Here is a 20,357-nt window from a genome sequence, read left to right on the forward strand (position 1 = left end):
CCATGGGTGTCTCCACCTCGTCCCCGGAAAAGGGGATTTCCGTCGTCACGGTCGACTTCCCGCCGGTGAACGCACTGCCGGTGCGGGGCTGGTTCGACCTCGCCGACGCCGTGCGCGCGGCGGGCGGCGACCCCGGGATCCGCTGCGTGGTCCTCGGAGCCGAGGGACGCGGTTTCAACGCGGGCGTCGACATCAAGGAGATGCAGCGCGACACCTCCGGTCACGGCGCGCTGATCGGCGCCAACCGCGGCTGCGCCGAGGCCTTCGCGGCGGTGTACGAGTGCGAGGTGCCCGTCGTCGCGGCGGTGCACGGCTTCTGCCTGGGCGGCGGCATAGGACTCGTGGGGAACGCGGACGCGATCGTGGCGAGCGAGGACGCCACCTTCGGCCTGCCGGAGCTGGACCGCGGGGCGCTCGGCGCGGCCACGCATCTGGCCCGGCTCGTCCCCCAGCACCTGATGCGCGCCCTGTACTACACCTCGCGCACGGCGACCGCGGCCGAGCTGCACACGCACGGCTCGGTGTGGAGGGTCGTACCGCGCGAGGGACTGCGGGCGGCCGCGCTGGAGCTGGCACGCGAGATAGCCGCCAAGGACGGGCACCTGATCCGTCTCGCCAAGGCCGCCATCAACGGCATCGACCCCGTCGACGTGCGCCGCAGCTACCGCTTCGAGCAGGGCTTCACCTTCGAGGCCAATCTCGCCGGAGTGGCCGACCGCGTCCGCGACACCTTCGGCAAGGAGGCCCCCCGGTGAGCGACAAGACCATGTCGGCGCAGGACGTCGTCGGCCGGCTGGAGAGCGGGATGACCCTCGGCATCGGCGGCTGGGGCTCGCGCCGCAAACCGATGGCCCTGGTGAGAGCACTGCTCCGTACCGAGATCACCGATCTCACCGTCGTGGCGTACGGCGGCCCGGACGTCGGCCTGCTCGCCGCCGCCGGACGGATCCGCACGCTCGTCACCGCGTTCGCGACGCTCGACTCCGTCCCGCTCGAACCGCATTACCGCGCGGCCCGCGAGCGCGGCGCGTTCGAGCTGACGGAGGTGGACGAGGCGATGTTCATGTGGGGGCTGCACGCGGCGGCGAACCGGCTGCCGTTCCTGCCGGTGCGCGCGGGTCTCGGCTCGGACGTGATGCGGGTCAACCCGGGTCTGCGGACGGTCACCTCGCCGTATCCCGACCCGGGATCGGGGATACGGGAGGAGCTCGTCGCGATGCCCGCGCTGCGCCTGGACGCGGCCCTGGTCCACCTGAACCGCGCGGACCGCCTGGGCAACGGCCAGTACCTGGGCCCGGACCCGTACTTCGACGACCTGTTCTGCGAGGCCGCGGACACGGCGTACGTCTCCTGCGAGCGGATCGTCGACACGGCGGAGCTGACCAAGGAGGCCGCGCCGCAGACCCTGCTGGTCCAGCGGTCGTCCGTGACGGGCGTGGTGGAGACTCCGAACGGCGCGCACTTCACCTCGTGCGTCCCGGACTACGGGCGGGACGAGGCATTCCAGAAGCTGTACGCGACCACGCCGTACGCCGAGTTCGCCGAGCGGTTCCTCGGCGGCGGCGAACACGCCTATCAGAGCGCCGTCCAGGCCTGGCAGAGGGAGGGGGACCAATGAGCGCCGACCGAGCCGAGTACTGCGTGATCGCCTGTGCCGAGGCCTGGCGGGACAACGGCGAGGTACTCGCCAGTCCCATGGGCCTGATCCCGTCCATCGGCGCCCGGCTGGCCCGGCGCACCTTCTCGCCCGACCTGCTGCTGACCGACGGCGAGGCGCTGCTCGTCGGCCTCGACGGCACCCCGGAGGGCTGGCTGCCGTACCGCAGACATCTGACCGCGGTGACCGGCGGGCGGCGGCACGTGATGATGGGCGCGAGCCAGATCGACCGCTTCGGCAACCAGAACATCTCCTGCGTCGGCGACTGGTCCCGGCCCCGGCGCCAGCTGCTGGGCGTGCGCGGCGCCCCGGTCAACACCCTGAACAATCCGACCAGTTACTGGATCCCGAAGCATTCCCCGCGCGTCTTCGTGGAGCGGGTCGACATGGTGTGCGGGGTGGGGTACGACCGGGCCGCCGCCGCCGGGCCGAGCGCCACCCGCTTCCATCGCCTCCCCCGGGTGGTGACCGACCTCGCCGTCCTCGACTTCGCGACGCCGGACCACTCGATGCGGCTGGTGTCCGTCCACCCGGGTGTCACCGCCGAGCAGGTCGGGGAGGCGACGGGGTTCGAGCTGACGATCCCGGACAAGGTGCCGTTCACCCGCGAACCGACCGCGGAGGAGCTGGAGTTGATCCGCACGGTGATCGACCCGAAGGGCCTGCGGAACCGGGAGGTACCCGATCCGGGGAGTGCCGCCCGGGGCGGGGAAATACCCGGCGGGGGCAGCGACGCGCGGAACCCGGAGACACCTGGCGGAGCCCGGGACCGGGAAACGGCCGGCGAAGGCGGCGGCCCGCGGGACCGGGGTGTCCCCGGTGGTGCGCGTGGGGGTGGGCGCTGATGGAGACCGCGCTGACCGGGCTCGTCGGCGTCCGGCATCCCATCGTGCAGACGGGCATGGGCTGGGTGGCGGGGCCCCGGCTGGTCTCGGCGACGGCGGACGCGGGCGCGCTGGGCATCCTGGCCTCCGCGACGATGACACTCGACCAGCTCCGCGACGCGGTGCGGGAGGTCAAGTCCCGTACGGACCGGCCCTTCGGCGTGAATCTGCGCGCCGATGCCGGGGACGCCGGCGACCGGGTGCGGATCATCGTCGACGAGGGCGTGCGCGTCGCGTCGTTCGCGCTCGCCCCCTCCCGCGAACTGATCGCCGGGCTGAAGGAGGCGGGCGTGATCGTCGTGCCGTCCGTCGGCGCCCGGCGGCACGCCGAGAAGGTGGCCGCCTGGGGCGCCGACGCGGTGATCGTGCAGGGCGGCGAGGGCGGCGGCCACACCGGGGAGGTGGCGACGAGCGTGCTGCTGCCGCAGGTGGTGGACGCCGTGGACATCCCGGTGGTGGCGGCGGGCGGCTTCCACGACGGGCGGGGGCTGGTGGCGGCGCTGGCTTACGGGGCGGCGGGCATCGCGATGGGCACGCGTTTCCTGCTGACCTCCGACTCGACCGTCCCCGACGCGGTGAAGGCGAGGTATCTGGCGGCGACGGTGAAGGACGTCACCGTGACGACGGCTGTCGACGGGCTGCCGCACCGCATGCTGCGCAGTGAACTCGTCGACGCCCTGGAGGGTGCGGGCCGTACGAGGGCGTTCGTCCAGGCCGTGCGGCGCGCGGCCGGATTCCGGCGGATCTCCGGCCTGTCCTGGTCCCGGATGATCCGCGACGGCCTCGCCATGAAGCACGGCAGGGACCTGTCGTGGAGTCAGGTCCTGCTCGCCGCCAACACCCCGATGCTCCTCAAGGCGTCGATGGTGGACGGCCGGACGGATCTCGGGGTGATGGCGTCGGGACAGGTCGCGGGGGTGATCGAGGATCTCCCGTCGTGCGCGGAACTGGTCGAACGGGTGATGGCCGAGGCCCGGGAAACCCTCAACTCCCTTGCTGTGAAGGGTGCTTCACTGCGGGGATGACTCAACCGATCCGAGAACCGCGAGTCCCGGCGGCTGACGTCCGTCCCGGGCGTCAGAGCCGCTCGATGATCGTCACGTTCGCCTGGCCGCCGCCCTCGCACATCGTCTGAAGTCCGAACCGGCCGCCGGTCCGCTCCAGTTCGTGCAGCAGGGTCGTCATCAGCCGCACGCCCGTGGCGCCGAGGGGATGGCCGAGGGCGATCGCGCCGCCGTTGACGTTGACCTTCTCCGGGTCGGCGCCGGTCTCCTTGAGCCAGGCGAGGACGACCGGGGCGAAGGCCTCGTTGATCTCGACGAGATCGATGTCGCCGATGGACATGCCGGTCTTCTTCAGGGCGTACGCGGTGGCCGGGATCGGGGCCGAGAGCATCCTGATGGGATCCTCGCCGCGCACCGAGAGGTGGTGCACGCGGGCTCGGGGGATCAGGCCGTGTTCGCGGACCGCGTGCTCGGAGGCGAGCAGCATCGCGGCGGCGCCGTCGGAGACCTGGGAGGAGCAGGCGGCCGTGATGGTGCCGCCTTCGACGACCGGGTTCAGGGCCGCCATCTTCTCCAGGGTGGTGTCCCGGCGGGGGCCCTCGTCGACGGTGACCCGGTCGTGGGCGACGGTCTCGCGGGCGAAGCGGCCCTCGTCGACGGCGCGGATCGCCCGCTGGTGGGAGCGGAGGGCGAACTCCTCCTGGTCGCGGCGGCTGATGCCCCATTTGGCGGCGATGAGTTCGGCGCCGTGGAACTGGTTGACGGGGCGGTCTCCGTAGCGGGCGCGCCAGCCCTCGCTGCCCGCGAAGGGGCCCTCGGTGAGGCCGAGCGGTTCGGCGGCCTGGCGGGAGGCGAAGGCGATGGGTATCTGGCTCATGTTCTGCACGCCGCCGGCGACGACGAGGTCCTGGGTGCCGGAGAGGACGCCCTGGGCGGCGAAGTGCACGGCCTGCTGGGAGGACCCGCACTGCCGGTCGACGGTGACGCCCGGCACCTCCTCGGGCAGTCCGGCCGCCAGCCAGCTGGTGCGAGCGATGTCCCCGGCCTGTGGTCCGACCGTGTCCAGGCAGCCGAAGACGACGTCCTCGACGGCTGCCGGGTCCACGCCGGACCGTTCGACCAGGGCCCTGAGCACGTGCGCGCCGAGGTCGGCCGGGTGGACCCCGCTCAGCCCTCCCCTGCGCCGCCCGACGGGCGTGCGGACCGCTTCGACGATGTAGGCCTCGGCCATGACGACTCCCTTGCGGACGTGGGTGGTTCGCGCGTGGTTCGCTTACGTCTCCTCGCGGACGGAGATGCCGTCGAGCACCATCGACAGGTACTGCCGGGCGATCTCCTCCGGGCTGTGCTGACCGCCGGGCCGGTACCAGGAGGCGGCGACCCACACGGTGTCGCGCACGAACCGGTAGGTGAGGCGGATGTCGAGGTCGGCCCGGAAGACCTCGGCGTCGACTCCGCGTTCCAGGGTGCTCAGCCACGCCTTCTCGAAGTTGCGCTGGGACTCGGCGAGGAAGGCGAAGCGCTGCTGTGCGGCGAGGTGCCGGGCCTCCTTCTGGTAGATCGCGACGGCCGCGCGGTGCCGGTCGATCTCCCGGAAGGATTCGGTGACCAGTGCCTCCAGGGTTTCCCGGGGGCCGAGTTCGGAGTCCAGGACGGTGTCGTAGCCGTCCCAGAGCTCGTCGAGGAAGGTCCGCAGGATCTCCTCCAGCATCGATTCCTTGGAGTCGAAGTGGTAGTAGAGACTGCCCGCGAGCATCCCGGCCTCGTCCGCGATCTTGCGGACGGTGGTGGCGTTGTAGCCCTGTTCGGCGAACACCTCGGCGGCGGTGCCGAGCAGTTCGCGGCGGCGCTCCGGGGTGGCGGTCACCTGGGGCTTCTTCTTGGTAGGCACACGGTCATTGTCGCCCTATGGGTGCTGGCTGCTCACGGACACGACCTCGCCGGTCAGATACGAGGAGTAGCCGGAGGCGAGGAACACGATCACGTTGGCCACCTCCCAGGGTTCGGCGTACCGGCCGAAGGCCTCGCGGGCGGTCAGTTCCTCCAGCAGTTCGGGGGTGGTGACCTTCACCAGGTGGGGGTGCATGGCGAGGCTGGGCGAGACGGCGTTGACCCGCACCCCGTACGCGGCGGCCTCGATCGCGGCGCAGCGGGTGAGCGCCATGACACCTGCCTTCGCGGCGGCGTAGTGGGCCTGTCCGGACTGGGCGCGCCAGCCGACGACGGAGGCGTTGTTGACGACGACTCCGCCGTGGCCGCGCTCCCTGAGCCGCCGCAGCGCGGCGCGGGTACAGCGGAACGTGCCGTTCAGGGTCACGTCGAGGACCTTCGACCACTGTTCGTCGGTCATGTCGACGAGGGGTGAGGTGCCGCCGAGGCCCGCGTTGTTGACGACGATGTCGAGTCGGCCGTGGAGGTCGGCGGCGGTGTCGAAGAGGGCCTGGACCTGGTCCTCGGCGGTGACGTCGCAGGGCAGTGCGGTCACCTTGCCGGGGCCGAACTCCGCTGCCAGGGTCTCGGCGGTCTCCTTGAGCCGGCGGGTGTGCGCGTCGCTGATCAGGACGCGCGCGCCCTCCTCCAGGAACCGGCGTGCCGTGGCCCCGCCGATGCCTGCGCCCGCCGCGGCGGTGATGACGGCGGTGCGGCCCTTCAGCAGCCCGTGCCCGGGTACGTACGCCGGACTCTCGACGTCGTTCATGACCCCAAGCTAACCTACCAAACACTTGTTAGGGAACCTTGCCGTCACTCCCGGGACCCTCTCCCAAGCCGACCGGGAAACCCCGCCCGGGACGGCGTCGCCCACCCTGGGCCCACGCCGTCCGGAGCCCGCCGCCGAAAGGTGCCGCCGATGGATCTCACCCGCTCCCCCGCCGACGAGGCGTTCCGTGCCGAGGCCCGCGCCTGGCTCGACGCCCATGTCCCGGCGGCTCCGCTGCCCTCCCTGGAGACCGCGGAGGGCTTCGCAGCTCATCGCGCGTGGGAGGCCGAACTGGCTGCGGACCGCTGGTCGGTGGTGTCGTGGCCGGCGGAGTACGGCGGCCGGGACGCGGACCTCGTGCGCTGGCTGGCCTTCGAGGAGGAGTACCACGCGGCGGGCGCGCCCGGCCGGGTCGGGCAGAACGGCGTCAGCCTCCTCGCGCCGACCCTCTTCGACCACGGCACCGCGGAGCAACGCGCGCGGGTGCTGCCGCCGATGGCGACGGGCGAGGTGGTCTGGGCGCAGGCGTGGTCCGAGCCCGAGGCGGGCTCGGACCTGGCGTCGCTGAGGTCGCGCGCGGTGCGCGCGGACGGCGGCTGGCGCTTGACGGGCCACAAGACATGGTCGTCGCGGGCCGCGTTCGCCGACCGCGCGTTCGGCCTGTTCCGCAGCGAGCCGGGTCTGGCGAAGCCCCATCAGGGCCTGACGTATCTGATGTTCGACCTGAGCGCGCCGGGTGTGACGGTCCGCCCCATCGGGCGCCTGGACGGCAGGCCGGCCTTCGCGGAGCTGTTCCTGGACGAGGTGTTCGTCCCCGACGAGGACGTGATCGGCGAGCCGGGGCAGGGCTGGCGGGTGGCGATGTCGACGGCGGGCAACGAACGCGGTCTGACGCTGCGTTCGCCGGGCCGTTTCCTGGCCGCCGCCGACCGGCTGGCCGCGTTGTGGCGCACCCACGGCGACCCGTCCGACTCGGCGCTGCGCGACCGGGTGGCCGACGCGGTGATCGGCGCCCGCGCCTACCAGCTCTTCACGTACGCCAACGCCTCGCGGTTCCTCGAAGGGAGTGGGGGCGCCCCCGCTCGAGCGGAGCCGAGAGTGGGGGACGTCGGCCCGGAGTCCAGCCTGAACAAGGTGTTCTGGTCGGAACTCGACATCGCGCTGCACGAGACGGCGCTCGATCTGCTGGGTGCCGAGGGCGAGTTGGCGGACACCGAGTGGTCCGAGGGACATGTGTTCTCGCTCGCGGGCCCCATCTACGCGGGCACCAACGAGATCCAGCGCGACATCATCGCCGAGCGGCTGCTCGGCCTCCCGAAGGGCCGCCGCTGATGCGCTTCCTCCTCGACGCCGAACAGCGCGCCTTCGCCGACTCCCTGGACGCGATGTTGACCTCCGCGGACACGCCGTCGGCCGTACGGGCGTGGGCCGACGGCGACCACGCGCCCGGCCGGTCCCTGTGGTCGCGGCTCGCCGACGCGGGGGTCTTCGCGCTGGCGGTCCCGGAGGCCTACGAGGGGGTGGGCCCGCTGCCCGTGGAACTGACGGTCGCGTTCGTGGAGTTGGGGCGGCACGCGGTTCCGGGTCCGGTGGTGGAGACGGTCGCCGCGGCCGTTCTGCTGAGCGAACTGGGCGAACTGGGCGAGCCGGGCCCGGCGGAGCGGCTGCTGCCGGGGCTGGCCTCGGGCAAGAGCGTCGCCACGCTGGCCCCGGCCGGCGGGTACGCGCTCGACGCGGACGCGGCGAAGGTCCTGCTCGCGGTGGACGGCGACGGTCTGCGGCTCGCGCCCGGCCACGGCCCGGTGCGGGCGTCCGTGGACCGGGCCCGGCGGCTCGCCCTTCCGGCGGCGGGCGGCGAGCTCCTGGCCACGGGCCCGCAGGTCACCCGCGCCGTTCGCCGGGCCCTGACCTGGGCCCGGCTCGCCACCGCCGCCCAGGCCCTCGGGGTCGGCCTCGCGCTCCTCGACCGGACCGTCGAATACGTCGGGCAGCGCACGCAGTTCGGTGTTCCCGTCGGCTCGTTCCAGGCGGTCAAGCACCGGCTCGCGGACGCGATGATCGCCCTGGAGTTCGCGCGCCCGCTGCTGTTCGGCGCCGCGCTGTCGATGGCACCGGCGGACGTGGCCGCCGCGAAGGTCACGGCGGGCGAGGCCGCGTACAGCACGGCCCGGACGGCGCTGCAACTGCACGGCGCGATCGGCTACACGGCCGAGTACGACCTGTCCCTCTGGTTCACCAAGGCCCGCGCCCTGCGGACGGCCTGGGGCACCCCGGCCGAGTGCAGGGCCGAGGCGCTGGCCGGTCTCAGTGGTGGTCGTCCCCGCTCGTGATCTCCCGGTACTCCTTCGCCGTCGGCTTCGGGATCCGGGTGCCGGGCCCGTACAGGGCGCGCGCCAGCCGGGCGCGCAGTCTCCGGGCGGGTCCGACCCGGCGGACCACTCCGTTGGCGTCGACGAGCGGGCCCACCTCGTAGGGCGGCGTCTGTTCGTGCTGGGTGAGGGTGAACCGCTGTGCCGGGGTGAGCGGTTCGTGGACCTCGACGTACTCGCCGTGCGGCAGGAGCTTGATGATGCCGGACTCGCGTCCGTGCAACACCTTGTCGTGGTCGGCGCGTTGCAGCCCGAGGCAGACCCGTTTCGTGACGACGTAGGCGAGGGCGGGCCCGGCGAAGACGGCGACGCGGACGAACCAGGTGATCGCGTTGATCGACAGATGGAAGTGGGTGGCCCACAGGTCGTTGCCGCCGCCGACCAGCAGGACGGCGTACAGCGTCAGCCAGGCGACGCCGAGCGCGGTGCGGGTGGGCACGTTGCGGGGCCGGTCCAGGATGTGGTGCTCGCGCCGGTCGCCGGTGACCCATGCCTCGATGAACGGGTAGACGGCGATGGCGGTCATGATGAGCGGGAAGAGCGAGAAGGGGATGAAGACGCCCAACTGGAGTGTGTGGCCGAAGGCGTTGATCTCCCATCCCGGCATCACCCGGATCAGTCCCTCGGAGAATCCGAGGTACCAGTCGGGCTGGGCGCCGGTGGTCACCAGGTCGGGGCGGTAGGGCCCGAAGGCCCATACGGGGTTGATGGTGGCGATCGCTCCCATGATCGCCAGGACCCCGAAGACCAGGAAGAAGAAACCGCCGGCCTTGGCCATGTAGACCGGCATGAACGGCATGCCGACGACCGACTTCTGGTCACGTCCGGGCCCCGGATACTGCGTGTGCTTGTGGTAGAAGACCAGGATCAGATGGGCGACGACCAGTCCCAGCATGATGCCCGGCAGCAGCAGGACATGGATGGGGAAGAACCTCGGGATGATGTCGTGCCCCGGGAACTCCCCGCCGAAGAGGAAGAAGGAGATGTACGTCCCCACGACCGGGATCGACAGGATGGCGCCCTGCGCGAAGCGGACGCCGGTGCCGGAGAGCAGGTCGTCGGGGAGCGAGTAGCCGGTCAGTCCGGTGATGAGGCCGAGCATCAGCAAGGTCCAGCCGAACAGCCAGTTGACCTCGCGCGGCTTGCGGAACGCGCCGGTGAAGAACACCCGCATCATGTGCGTGAGCATCCCGGCGAGGAAGACGAGCGCCGCCCAGTGGTGGATCTGCCGGATCAGCAGTCCGCCGCGCACGTCGAAGCTGATGTCGAGCGTGGACTCGTACGCCCGCGTCATGATGATGCCGTTCAGCGGCCCGTACGAGCCGTGGTAGACGACCTCGACGCCGCTCGGCTCGAAGAACAGGGTGAGATAGACGCCGGTGATGATCAGGACGAGGAAGCTGTAGAGGCAGACCTCGCCCAGCATGAACGACCAGTGGTCCGGGAAGACCTTGCGCATATTGGCCTTGGCCAGCGAGTAGACGCCCAGCCGCCCGTCGGCCCAGTCGGCGAGCCGCTCGCCCTTACCGGTCTCGGCTCGTCGCCGGGTACCTGAAGTCTCGTCGTTCCGGGTTGAGTTGATCTCTCGCGCACCCATAAGCCGCCCCCTCGGCCCACCAGGGTGGCACGCCCCTTCCCGGAAGCCAACGGTGCGACGTACGCCAAGCCGAGGAAACGCTCATGGGGCCGAGCGGATCACGGCGACGGGACCCGGCGCCCGGAGTGCGGCGTCGTCGTGGGTCAGCAGCACGGCGTCGTACCGCCCGAGCACCCGGCCCCCCACCTCGGCGGACTCTCCGAGCGCGACGACCAGAACGGCCGGTCCCGCCGGGACGAGGACGGGCACCCCGGGATGCAGCACCTCGACCTCCGGCGCCGGCGGACCGTCCCGGCGCCACATGACGTTGAGGTTCACGACCGGGCCCGCGAGCAGCCGGCAGTCGGTGGGCAGGTCCCCGGGAAAGCGCTGGGGCACGTACCGGGTGTCCACGCGCCGGTGCTCGCCGCCGACGGTCAGGTCCATGCCGACGCCCTCGACCATGGTGAGGATCCGGTCCACCCCGGTGAACGCCGAGAACGGCCCGTCGGCATCGACGTCGGCCAGGCTCACCCGCCACGCGAAGCCGGACATGTCCGCGCCCTCGGGCCGGACGACGATCTCCCGGGTGACCCCGCCGCCGTTCTTCCAGGGCACGGCGGTCCGCCCCGCCGCGGGCAGCAGGTCCACGGTCACGCGACGATCCCGTGGGCCCGCGCCGCCGCCAGCCACTGCGGGAACTCCGCCACCAGGCGGTCGTACAGCTCCCCGTCGGTCACCTTCCGCGGATCCGAACCGGCGTGGAAGAAACCGGCGTTGTCGACGACCCGCTTCCGCGGCACCGCCAAATCGTCGAGCTTGCGCAGGAACTCGAACTGGCGGCTGCCCGGATCGCCGAACCCTATGAACTGCCAGAACAGCGGCAGCCGGGCCGCCTTGCACAAGTACCGTTCGGCGGCGAGTTTGTTGATCGGCCCCCCGTCGGTCTGGAAGACGACGAGGGCCGGGGCATCGGACCCGCTGTCGAGATAGTGGTCGATGACGGCGTCCATCGCGAGGTGATAGCTGGTCCTGCCCATGTGCCCGAGCCCGGCCGCGATCCGTTCGATCCGCCCCTGGTGGTTGTCGAGCGCGATGTCGGTGACCGCGTCGACGTCCGTGGAGAAGAAGACGACCGGGACGGTGCCGTCGTCGTCGAGGTGGGCGGACAGACCGAGCACCCGGTCGGCGAGGGCCTGCACGCTGCCGTCGTCGTAGTACGGCTTCATCGAGCCCGAGTAGTCGACCACCAGGTACACGGCGGCCCGTTGTCCGCTCAGCCCGTGCTTGGTGAGGCAGACCCCGGCGCTCTTGTACGCGCCGACCAGCGCGGGCGCGGTCTCCTCGACCTTGGTGAGGCTGATTCCGGCCATACGGGGCTCCCGTCGCGCGAGGGTCACGGAACGCCGAGATTACGTCACGGTGTCGGCCCGCCCGCCTCACGGACCCCGCCGTTCCCCTGCGCCCGGAGTGTCGCTATTTTGATCTTCGCCGTCCCCACCGGCTCACCGTTACCCCTTACCCGTGCGTTCCGAGGAGCCGGCCGTGGAGTCCGAGTCCGCCGTCACCACCTGCTACCGCCACCCCAAGGTGGAGTCGCATGTGCGCTGCACCCGCTGCGACCGCTACATATGCCCGAGCTGCATGCGCGAGGCGGCCGTCGGCCATCAGTGCGTGGAGTGCGTGAAGGAGGGCGCGAAGTCCGTCCGGCAGGCCCGCACGGCCTTCGGCGGCAGGATCTCGACGGTGCCCGCGGTGACGTACACCCTCATCGGCCTCAATCTGCTGGCCTACCTGGCCGAACTGCTCCGCTCGTCGGTCGTGGACCGGTTCGAGATGCTCGGCGCGGGTCTGGTGGACGGAGACGGGATCCACTATCTCTGGGACGCCGTGTACTCCCCGGACTACCACGCGGAAGGCCTGGTCAACGGGGAGTGGTACCGGCTGCTGACCGGCGCGTTCCTCCATCTGCCGCCCACCGAGGGCACCTTCGGGATCGCTCACATCGCGATGAACATGTTCGCGCTGTGGAACATCGGCCGGACCGTCGAGGCCCAGCTCGGCCGGGTCCGCTACCTCGCCCTGTATCTGCTGTCGGCGCTCGGCGGCTCGGTCCTCGTGCTGCTGATCGCACCCGACGAGCACACGGTCGGCGCGTCGGGCGCGATCTTCGGCATCGGCGCCGCGTACTACGTGATGGCGCGCCGGTTCGGCACGGACATGGGGGGCGTCAACCGGTTCATGGGGGGCCTGCTGATCTGGCTGCTGATCTCGGCGGGGCTCACGTCCTGGCAGGGTCACCTGGGCGGCCTGCTGGCGGGCGGGGTCGTGACGGCGGCCTTCGCGTACGCTCCCCGCAACCGCTGGCGGGCGGCGGTCCAGGCGGCCGTCTGCGTGGGGCTTCTCACACTGCTGGTGGTCCTCGCGGTGCTCAAGGTGTCGGCCCTGAGGAACGGCTCCGTGTAGAGGGGCCCGAGGGCGGGCACGCCCGCCGCGGCGCGGGCTGCGGCCCAGGGCCGCAGGACGGGCAACAGCCCCTGCCCGCACCCGTGTCGGGCCCCGCGCGGGCGCAGCGCGGGCCCTGCACGCGACGCCCGACCGGCCGTGCCCCGGGTGGCTTGCCCGGGTGGCGCACGCGTGCCGCCCGAAGGGCACAGGCGTGCTGTACCCGTGCGGCATCCCGGCTTCCCCACCCGTACGCCATCCCTGCGTACCCTGTGCGTCATGAAACGTGCGGGTTGCCTGTTGTTCGCCGTCGTCCCCGTACTGGTCACGGCGGCGGTCTACTTCGCCACGCCCGAGCACACGTCCACGGCCGACGACAAGGGCTCGGCGTCCGTGTCGCAGCAGGCCCGCGAGAAGGCCAAGGCCAAGGCCGAGCGGACGGCCGACGACGAGGTCGTCGCCGACATGCCGGCGGGTCTCGCCGCTCCGGACAAGAAGGAGCTGGCGCAGGAGATCGTGGCGAGTGCCGAGAACTCCACGCTGAAGTGGCACGAGGCGTACCGCTACATCGAGGACATCGGTGACGGCCAGGGCTACACGGCGGGCATCGTCGGCTTCTGCACCGGCACCCACGACCTGCTCACCCTCGTCCAGCGCTACACCGACCAGCATCCGGACAACGGGCTCGCCCGCTATCTCCCGGCCCTGCGCAAGGTCGACGGCACGGACTCCCACGAGGGCCTGGACCCGGGCTTTCCCGCGGCCTGGCGCCACGAGGCCACCCTCGCCGCCTTCCGCAAGGCCCAGGACCACGAACGCGACAGCGTCTACTTCGACCCCGCCGTCCGGCTCGCCAAGCTCGACGGTCTCGGCACACTCGGCCAGTTCATCTACTACGACGCCATGGTGCTGCACGGTCCCGGCACCAGCGACAACAGCTTCTACGGGCTGCGCGAGCGCGCCATGCGCGAGGCGAACCTGCCGTCCGACGGCAGCGACGAGAAGGCGTACCTCGACATCTTCCTGGACATCCGCCGCGAGGCCATGAAGGCCAAGAACCCGAAGCGCGACACCACGCGCATCGACACGGCCCAGCGCCAGTTCCTCTACGACGGGAACCTCGACCTGCACACACCGCTGCAGTGGAAGGTGTACGGCGAGACGTACCGCGTGCCCTAGCGCGGGCCCTCGCCGCATCCGGGCCGGGTGCACCCGGCCCGGCGTTCCCGGTCGCGTTCACCTGCGCCGGACTCCCCTGTCCGCGCGGCAGGACGGAAGCCGGCACCGAGGACAGCGCGGTGGAGTTCCCCGCCACCTGGACGAGTTGACCCCGAGAAGCACCCGGGCATGCGGCGGCGCCTGCCAGGTCGTCCGGTCGGGGACAGTGAGGCAGGCGCCGTCTCGTGTTCCGCACGCCTTTGTGCGGGACGTTTTTGAGTGACCGTCAGGTCACGCGTTCTCGGGTCAGACCATCAGCGAGCGGTCCGTGGGACGGATCGGGGCCGGCAGGTCGCTCGCACCGGTGAGGAAGCGGTCGACACCACGGGCGGCCGAGCGGCCCTCCGCGATGGCCCAGACGATGAGGGACTGGCCGCGGCCCGCGTCACCGGCGACGTACACGCCGGGAACGTTGGTCGCGAAGTCGGCGTCGCGGGCGATGTTGCCGCGCTCGTCGAGCTCCAGACCGAACTGGGAGACCACGCCGTTCTCGACGTCCGTGCCGGTGAAGCCCATCGCCAGCGTCACCAGCTGGGCGGGGATCTTGCGCTCCGTGCCCGGCTTCTGGTTCAGCTTGCCGCCGGTGAACTCTACCTCGACCAGGTGCAGCCACTGGACGTTGCCGTCCTCGTCGCCCTCGAAGTGGGTGGTGTTGACGGAGTAGACCCGCTCACCGCCCTCCTCGTGCGCGGAGGTGACCTTGTAGAGCATCGGGAACGTCGGCCAGGGCTGGCCCGGGTTCCGCTCCTCGCCCGGCCGCGGCATGATCTCCAGCTGCGTGACCGAGGCCGCGCCCTGGCGGTGGGCGGTGCCCACGCAGTCCGCGCCCGTGTCACCGCCGCCGATGACCACGACGTGCTTGCCCTCGGCGGTGATCGGGGGCGCCACGAAGTCGCCCTCCTGCACCTTGTTGGCCAGCGGCAGGTACTCCATGGCCTGGTGGATGCCGTTCAGCTCCCGCCCGGGGACGGGCAGGTCACGGGCGGTCGTCGCGCCGGCGGCGATGACCACGGCGTCGTACCGCTTGCGCAGGTCCGTCGCCTTGAGGTCGCGGCCGATCTCGATGCCCGTGCGGAAGCGGGTGCCCTCCGCGCGCATCTGCTCGATGCGGCGGTTGATGTGCCGCTTCTCCATCTTGAACTCGGGGATGCCGTAGCGCAGCAGGCCGCCGACGCGGTCGGCACGCTCGTACACGGCGACCGTGTGACCGGCCCGCGTGAGCTGCTGCGCCGCGGCGAGACCGGCGGGGCCCGAACCGATGACCGCGACCGTCTTGCCCGACAGGCGCTCGGGGATCTGCGGGGCGACGTCGCCCGTGTCCCACGCCTTGTCGATGATCGAGACCTCGACGTTCTTGATGGTCACGGCGGGCTGGTTGATGCCCAGCACACACGCGGACTCGCACGGCGCGGGGCACAGCCGGCCCGTGAACTCCGGGAAGTTGTTCGTGGCGTGCAGGCGCTCGGAGGCGGCCTGCCAGTCCTCGCGGTACGCGTAGTCGTTCCACTCGGGGATCAGGTTGCCCAGCGGACAGCCGTTGTGGCAGAACGGGATGCCGCAGTCCATGCAGCGCGAGGCCTGCTTGGAGATGATCGGGAGCAGCGAGCCCGGAACGTAGACCTCGTTCCAGTCCTTGACGCGCTCCTCGACCGGCCGGGACCTGGCGACCTCACGGCCGTGGTTCAGAAAGCCCTTGGGATCAGCCATTGGTCGCCGCCTCCATCATCTTCTCGGTGATCTCGGACTCGTTGAGTCCGGCTCGCTCGGCGGCGTCCTTGGCGGCGAGCACTGCCTTGTAAGTGCTGGGAATGATCTTGCTGAAGCGGTCCACGGCCGCGGGCCACTCGGCGAGCAGCTTCTCGGCGACCGTCGAAGCGGTCTCCTCCGCGTGCCGGCGCACGACGTCGTGCAGCCACTGCTTGTCGGTGTCGTCGAGTTCCTCGACGGCGTCCGCGTTGCCGACGTTCACGTTGTCGCGGTCGAGGTCGATCACGTAGGCGACACCGCCGGACATGCCGGCCGCGAAGTTGCGGCCCGTCTCGCCGAGAACGACCGCGCGACCTCCGGTCATGTACTCGCAGCCGTGGTCGCCCACGCCCTCGGAGACCACCGTCGCTCCGGAGTTGCGGACGCAGAAGCGCTCGCCGGTGCGGCCGCGCAGGAAGAGCTCGCCGCCCGTGGCGCCGTACGCGATGGTGTTGCCCGCGATGGTCGAGTACTCGGCGAGGTGGTCGGCGCCCCGGTCGGGACGGACGATCACCCGGCCGCCGGAGAGGCCCTTGCCGACGTAGTCGTTGGCGTCGCCCTCCAGGCGCAGCGTGACGCCGCGCGGCAGGAAGGCGCCGAAGGACTGGCCGGCCGAGCCCGTGAAGGTGATGTCGATGGTGTCGTCGGGCAGGCCCGCGCCACCGAACTTCTTCGTCACCTCGTGGCCGAGCATGGTGCCGACCGTGCGGTTGATGTTGCGGATCGCGACCTGGGCGCGGACCGGCTGGGCGTCGGTCGCGGAGTCCGCGGCGAGCGCGTCGGCGGCCAGCTTGATCAGCTCGTTGTCGAGCGCCTTCTCCAGGCCGTGGTCCTGCTCGATGACCTGGTGCAGCGCCGCGCCCTCGGGCAGTTCGGGCACGTAGAAGAGCGGGGACAGGTCCAGGCCCTGCGCCTTCCAGTGGGTGACGGCGCGCTCCACGTCGAGGTTCTCGGCGTGGCCGACTGCCTCCTCGATGGTGCGGAAGCCCAGCTCGGCGAGGATCTCGCGGACCTCTTCGGCGATGAACTTGAAGAAGTTCACGATGTACTCGGCCTTGCCGGCGAACCTCTCGCGCAGCACCGGGTTCTGGGTGGCGATGCCGACCGGGCAGGTGTCGAGGTGGCAGACGCGCATCATGATGCAGCCGGAGACGACGAGCGGCGCGGTCGCGAAACCGAACTCCTCGGCGCCGAGCAGCGCGGCGATGACGACGTCACGGCCGGTCTTGAGCTGGCCGTCGGTCTGGACGACGATGCGGTCGCGCAGGCCGTTGAGCAGCAGGGTCTGCTGGGTCTCGGCGAGGCCGAGCTCCCAGGGGCCGCCCGCGTGCTTGAGGGAGGTCAGCGGGGAGGCGCCCGTACCGCCGTCGTGGCCGGAGATGAGGACGACGTCCGCGTGGGCCTTGGAGACACCGGCGGCGACCGTGCCGACGCCGACCTCGGAGACCAGCTTCACGTGGATGCGGGCCTTCGGGTTGGCGTTCTTGAGGTCGTGGATCAGCTGAGCCAGGTCCTCGATGGAGTAGATGTCGTGGTGCGGCGGCGGGGAGATCAGACCGACACCCGGGGTGGAGTGACGGGTCTTGGCCACCCACGGGTAGACCTTGTGGCCGGGCAGCTGGCCGCCCTCGCCGGGCTTGGCGCCCTGGGCCATCTTGATCTGGATGTCGTCGGCGTTGACGAGGTATTCGCTCGTCACGCCGAAGCGGCCGGACGCGACCTGCTTGATCGACGAGCGGCGGGCCGGGTCGTACAGCCGGTCCGCGTCCTCGCCGCCCTCACCGGTGTTGGACTTGCCGCCCAACTGGTTCATGGCGATGGCGAGGGTCTCGTGCGCCTCCTTGGAGATGGAGCCGTACGACATGGCGCCCGTCGAGAAGCGCTTGACGATCTCGGAGACGGGCTCGACCTCGTCGAGGGAGATCGAGGGGCGGTCCGAGGTGAAGCCGAACAGGCCGCGCAGCGTCATCAGACGCTCGGACTGCTCGTTCACGCGGTCCGTGTACTTCTTGAAGATCTCGTAGCTGCCGGAGCGCGTCGAGTGCTGGAGGCGGAAGACCGTCTCCGGGTCGAACAGGTGGGGCTCGCCCTCGCGGCGCCACTGGTACTCGCCGCCTATGTCCAGGGCGCGGTGCGCGGGCGCGATGCCGGAGGCCGGGTAGGCCTTGGCGTGCCGGGCGGCGACCTCCTTGGCGACGACGTCGAGGCCGGCGCCGCCGATCTTGCTGGCCGTGCCGTTGAAGTACTTCTCGACGAAGGCCTTCTCCAGGCCGACGGCCTCGAAGACCTGGGCGCCGCGGTAGGAGGCGACGGTCGAGATGCCCATCTTGGACATGACCTTCAGGACGCCCTTGCCGAGCGCGTAGATCAGGTTGCGGATGGCCTGCTCGGGCTCGATGCCCTGGAGGAAGGTGCCGGCGCGGACCAGGTCCTCGACGGACTCCATGGCCAGGTACGGGTTGACCGCCGCGGCGCCGAAGCCGATGAGCAGGGCGACGTGGTGGACCTCGCGGACGTCTCCGGCCTCGACCAGCAGGCCCACCTGGGTGCGCTGCTTGGTGCGGATGAGGTGGTGGTGGACGGCCGCGGTGAGCAGCAGCGAGGGGATCGGCGCGTGCTCGGCGTCGGAGTGGCGGTCCGACAGGACGATCAGGCGGGCGCCGTTCTCGATGGCGGCGTCGGCCTCGGTGCAGATCTCCTCGATGCGGGCGGCGAGGGATTCGCCGCCGCCGGAGACCCGGTACAGGCCGGACAGCGTCGCGGCCTTCATGCCGGGCATGTCGCCGTCGGCGTTGATGTGGATGAGCTTGGCCAGCTCGTCGTTGTCGATCACCGGGAAGGGCAGGGTGACACTGCGACAGGAGGCGGCCGTCGGCTCCAGCAGGTTGCCCTGCGGGCCCAGCGAGGAGCGCAGGGAGGTGACCAGCTCTTCGCGGATCGCGTCCAGCGGCGGGTTGGTGACCTGCGCGAACAGCTGGGTGAAGTAGTCGAAGAGCAGACGCGGGCGCTGCGAGAGCGCGGCGATCGGCGAGTCGGTGCCCATCGAACCGATCGGTTCGGCGGCGGCCTTGGCCATCGGCGCGAGGATGATCCGCAGCTCCTCCTCCGTGTAACCGAAGGTCTGCTGGCGGCGGGTGACCGAGGCGTGGGTGTGCACGATGTGCTCGCGCTCGGGGAGGTCGGAGAGCTCGATCTCGCCGGCTTCCAGCCACTCCGCGTACGGCTTCTCGGCGGCGAGACCGGCCTTGATCTCGTCGTCCTCGATGATGCGGTGCTCGACGGTGTCGACGAGGAACATCTTGCCGGGCTGGAGGCGGCCCTTGCGGACGACCTTGGCGGGGTCGATGTCGAGGACGCCGACCTCGGAGCCGAGGACGACGAGGCCCTCGTCGGTGACCCAGTAGCGGCCGGGGCGCAGACCGTTGCGGTCGAGGACCGCGCCGACCTGGCTGCCGTCGGTGAAGGTGACGCAGGCCGGACCGTCCCAGGGCTCCATCATCGTGGAGTGGAACTGGTAGAAGGCGCGCCGGGCCGGGTCCATGGAGTCGTGGTTCTCCCACGCCTCCGGGATCATCATCAGCACGGAGTGCGGGAGCGAGCGGCCGCCGAGGTGCAGGAGTTCGAGCACCTCGTCGAAGGAGGCCGAGTCGGAGGCGTCCGGGGTGCAGACGGGGAAGATCCGCTGCAGCTTGTCGTTGTCACCGCTGTGCCCATTGTCGGCGGAGCCGAACAAGTCGGAGACGAGCTGGGACTCGCGGGCGACCATCCAGTTGCGGTTGCCCTTGACCGTGTTGATCTCGCCGTTGTGCGCGACGAAGCGGTATGGGTGGGCGAGCGGCCAGCTCGGGAAGGTGTTGGTGGAGAACCGGGAGTGCACGAGCGCGATCGCGGAGGCGAAGCGGCGGTCGGACAGGTCCGGGAAGAAGGGCTCCAGCTGGCCGGTGGTCAGCATGCCCTTGTAGACGATGGTCCGTGCGGACAGCGAGGGGAAGTAGACCCCGGCCTCGCGCTCGGCGCGCTTGCGCAGCACGAACGCGGTGCGGTCGAGGTCGATGCCCTGGCTGCTGCCATCGCCGACGAAGATCTGGTGGAAGGCGGGCATCGTCGAGCGGGCGGTGGCGCCGAGGAGTTCGGGGGCGACCGGGACCTCGCGCCAGCCGAGGACGGTGAGGCCCTCTTCGGCGGCGATCGTCTCGATGCGTGAGACGGCGTCGGCCGTGCCGTCCTCGGGGAGGAAGGCGATGCCCACCGCGTACGCGCCGGCTGCGGGAAGTTCGAAACCGGCCACCTCGCGGAAGAAGGCGTCCGGGACCTGGGACAGGATGCCCGCGCCGTCGCCCGAGTCGGGCTCGGAGCCGGTGGCACCGCGGTGTTCCAGGTTGCGCAGAACGGTGAGCGCCTGCTCGACCAGCGCGTGGCTCGCCTCGCCGGTGAGGGTGGCCACGAAGCCGACGCCACAGGCGTCGTGCTCATTGCGGGGGTCGTACATACCCTGCGCAGCAGGGCGAGCATCCATGAAGGACCACTTCTGGTCGTTCGTGGAGTGCTGGGACGGCTGGCGCGGCGTACGCATCGGCTCTCCCGTCGTCGTCGGGGCGGGGGGTCCCTCCCAGGCCTTGAGGCTCAGGGGGGAGACAGCTGCCGAGGGACGACGTTGGCCCTCTGTTGGTGCAAAATTTCGTGCAGGTTACATGATGGAGCGATTCTCGGGAACCGGATACTCCGTTCCAACATGCGGACACCACGGGGTCGCGGCGGGG

The 20,357-nt window shown here is 71.0% G+C and carries 15 protein-coding genes and 1 pseudogene; 8 read left to right on the forward strand and 8 right to left on the reverse strand.

All coding sequences use genetic code 11. From position 1 onward, the window contains the following. The first annotated feature begins 2 nt into the window (after positions 1–2). The 4 genes and pseudogenes from ACZ4N5_RS16935 (at position 3) to ACZ4N5_RS16950 (ending at position 3,566) form a co-directional block, all read left to right on the forward strand. Positions 3–755 carry an enoyl-CoA hydratase family protein gene (locus ACZ4N5_RS16935; protein WP_467757845.1) on the forward strand — a complete coding sequence of 251 codons (753 nt, stop codon included), beginning with the start codon at positions 3–5 and terminating at the stop codon, positions 753–755. Then, positions 752–1,618 carry a CoA transferase subunit A gene (locus tag ACZ4N5_RS16940; protein ID WP_467757846.1) on the forward strand — a complete coding sequence of 289 codons (867 nt, stop codon included), beginning with the start codon at positions 752–754 and terminating at the stop codon, positions 1,616–1,618. The genes ACZ4N5_RS16935 and ACZ4N5_RS16940 overlap by 4 nt, the downstream gene beginning before the upstream one ends. Further along, positions 1,615–2,337 (forward strand): annotated as a pseudogene (locus ACZ4N5_RS16945) (CoA-transferase subunit beta); the annotation flags it as partial. The gene ACZ4N5_RS16940 and the pseudogene ACZ4N5_RS16945, both read left to right, overlap by 4 nt. 164 nt (positions 2,338–2,501) lie before the next feature. Next, on the forward strand, positions 2,502–3,566 hold the full coding sequence (locus tag ACZ4N5_RS16950) for an NAD(P)H-dependent flavin oxidoreductase (RefSeq protein WP_467757847.1): 1,065 nt from the start codon (positions 2,502–2,504) through the stop codon (positions 3,564–3,566). A gap of 52 nt (positions 3,567–3,618) precedes the next feature. On the opposite strand, the gene ACZ4N5_RS16955 is transcribed toward ACZ4N5_RS16950, so the two are convergent. From ACZ4N5_RS16955 to ACZ4N5_RS16965, 3 genes are read right to left on the reverse strand one after another with little or no spacing between them, the layout of a single operon-like run. Next, positions 3,619–4,776 carry an acetyl-CoA C-acetyltransferase gene (locus tag ACZ4N5_RS16955; RefSeq protein WP_467757848.1) on the reverse strand — a complete coding sequence of 386 codons (1,158 nt, stop codon included), beginning with the start codon at positions 4,774–4,776 and terminating at the stop codon, positions 3,619–3,621. 42 nt (positions 4,777–4,818) lie between these two features. Then, positions 4,819–5,436 carry a TetR/AcrR family transcriptional regulator gene (locus tag ACZ4N5_RS16960; RefSeq protein ID WP_467757849.1) on the reverse strand — a complete coding sequence of 206 codons (618 nt, stop codon included), beginning with the start codon at positions 5,434–5,436 and terminating at the stop codon, positions 4,819–4,821. Between the two features lie 15 nt (positions 5,437–5,451). Further along, positions 5,452–6,243 carry an SDR family oxidoreductase gene (locus ACZ4N5_RS16965; protein WP_467757850.1) on the reverse strand — a complete coding sequence of 264 codons (792 nt, stop codon included), beginning with the start codon at positions 6,241–6,243 and terminating at the stop codon, positions 5,452–5,454. 150 nt (positions 6,244–6,393) lie between these two features. On the opposite strand from ACZ4N5_RS16965, the gene ACZ4N5_RS16970 reads away from it, so the two are divergent. Both ACZ4N5_RS16970 and ACZ4N5_RS16975 read left to right on the forward strand, forming a co-directional pair. Next, positions 6,394–7,575 (forward strand): acyl-CoA dehydrogenase family protein, encoded by a 1,182-nt coding sequence (locus tag ACZ4N5_RS16970; protein ID WP_467757851.1) that lies wholly within the window; start codon positions 6,394–6,396, stop codon positions 7,573–7,575. After that, positions 7,575–8,573, forward strand: coding sequence for an acyl-CoA dehydrogenase family protein (locus ACZ4N5_RS16975; protein ID WP_467757852.1), 999 nt, complete (start codon positions 7,575–7,577; stop codon positions 8,571–8,573). Before ACZ4N5_RS16970 ends, ACZ4N5_RS16975 begins: the two co-directional genes overlap by 1 nt. On the opposite strand, the gene qcrB is transcribed toward ACZ4N5_RS16975, so the two are convergent. The 3 genes from qcrB to ACZ4N5_RS16990 all read right to left on the reverse strand — a co-directional run bounded on the left by qcrB (position 8,548) and on the right by ACZ4N5_RS16990 (position 11,561). Further along, the gene (qcrB, locus tag ACZ4N5_RS16980) at positions 8,548–10,209 is read right to left on the reverse strand and encodes a cytochrome bc1 complex cytochrome b subunit (RefSeq protein WP_467757853.1); all 1,662 of its coding nucleotides are present in this window, start codon (positions 10,207–10,209) and stop codon (positions 8,548–8,550) included. The two genes, ACZ4N5_RS16975 and qcrB, sit on opposite strands and share 26 nt — an antisense overlap. Before the next feature lie 81 nt (positions 10,210–10,290). Continuing rightward, on the reverse strand, positions 10,291–10,845 hold the full coding sequence (locus ACZ4N5_RS16985) for a HutD/Ves family protein (RefSeq protein WP_467757854.1): 555 nt from the start codon (positions 10,843–10,845) through the stop codon (positions 10,291–10,293). Further along, positions 10,842–11,561, reverse strand: a complete 720-nt coding sequence (locus tag ACZ4N5_RS16990) for a vWA domain-containing protein (protein ID WP_467757855.1) — start codon at positions 11,559–11,561, stop codon at positions 10,842–10,844. Before ACZ4N5_RS16990 ends, ACZ4N5_RS16985 begins: the two co-directional genes overlap by 4 nt. Positions 11,562–11,733: 172 nt before the next feature. Here ACZ4N5_RS16990 and ACZ4N5_RS16995 point away from each other — a divergent pair, with 172 nt between their 5' ends. Together ACZ4N5_RS16995 and ACZ4N5_RS17000 are read left to right on the forward strand one after the other, a co-directional pair. Continuing rightward, a complete protein-coding gene (locus ACZ4N5_RS16995) occupies positions 11,734–12,654 on the forward strand; it encodes a rhomboid family intramembrane serine protease (RefSeq protein ID WP_467757856.1) in 921 nt (306 codons plus the stop codon). A 258-nt stretch (positions 12,655–12,912) separates the two neighbouring features. After that, entirely contained in the window at positions 12,913–13,812 is a 900-nt protein-coding gene (locus ACZ4N5_RS17000) for a chitosanase (protein ID WP_467757857.1), read from the forward strand. Positions 13,813–14,097: 285 nt separating this feature from the next. Here the strand turns inward: ACZ4N5_RS17000 and ACZ4N5_RS17005 are convergent, their stop codons facing one another. Next, the gene (locus ACZ4N5_RS17005; RefSeq protein ID WP_467757858.1) at positions 14,098–15,558 is read right to left on the reverse strand and encodes a glutamate synthase subunit beta; all 1,461 of its coding nucleotides are present in this window, start codon (positions 15,556–15,558) and stop codon (positions 14,098–14,100) included. Then, complete coding sequence (gene gltB / locus ACZ4N5_RS17010) at positions 15,551–20,170, reverse strand: glutamate synthase large subunit (protein WP_467757859.1); 4,620 nt, start codon at positions 20,168–20,170, stop codon at positions 15,551–15,553. Before gltB ends, ACZ4N5_RS17005 begins: the two co-directional genes overlap by 8 nt. Positions 20,171–20,357 lie beyond the last annotated feature (187 nt).

Source organism: Streptomyces sp. NPDC026500, from assembly GCF_055567635.1.

Excerpts from the sequence above, each read along its gene's own strand:
- ACZ4N5_RS17005 (WP_467757858.1), bottom strand. The coding sequence starts at position 15,558 with ATGGCTGATCCCAAGGGCTTTCTGAACCACGGCCGTGAGGTCGCCAGG.
- ACZ4N5_RS16935 (WP_467757845.1), top strand. The coding sequence starts at position 3 with ATGGGTGTCTCCACCTCGTCCCCGGAAAAGGGGATTTCCGTCGTCACG.
- ACZ4N5_RS16975 (WP_467757852.1), top strand. The coding sequence starts at position 7,575 with ATGCGCTTCCTCCTCGACGCCGAACAGCGCGCCTTCGCCGACTCCCTG.
- gltB (WP_467757859.1), bottom strand. The coding sequence starts at position 20,170 with ATGCGTACGCCGCGCCAGCCGTCCCAGCACTCCACGAACGACCAGAAG.
- ACZ4N5_RS16965 (WP_467757850.1), bottom strand. The coding sequence starts at position 6,243 with ATGAACGACGTCGAGAGTCCGGCGTACGTACCCGGGCACGGGCTGCTG.
- ACZ4N5_RS16950 (WP_467757847.1), top strand. The coding sequence starts at position 2,502 with ATGGAGACCGCGCTGACCGGGCTCGTCGGCGTCCGGCATCCCATCGTG.
- ACZ4N5_RS16990 (WP_467757855.1), bottom strand. The coding sequence starts at position 11,561 with ATGGCCGGAATCAGCCTCACCAAGGTCGAGGAGACCGCGCCCGCGCTG.
- qcrB (WP_467757853.1), bottom strand. The coding sequence starts at position 10,209 with ATGGGTGCGCGAGAGATCAACTCAACCCGGAACGACGAGACTTCAGGT.
- ACZ4N5_RS17000 (WP_467757857.1), top strand. The coding sequence starts at position 12,913 with ATGAAACGTGCGGGTTGCCTGTTGTTCGCCGTCGTCCCCGTACTGGTC.
- ACZ4N5_RS16955 (WP_467757848.1), bottom strand. The coding sequence starts at position 4,776 with ATGGCCGAGGCCTACATCGTCGAAGCGGTCCGCACGCCCGTCGGGCGG.
- ACZ4N5_RS16970 (WP_467757851.1), top strand. The coding sequence starts at position 6,394 with ATGGATCTCACCCGCTCCCCCGCCGACGAGGCGTTCCGTGCCGAGGCC.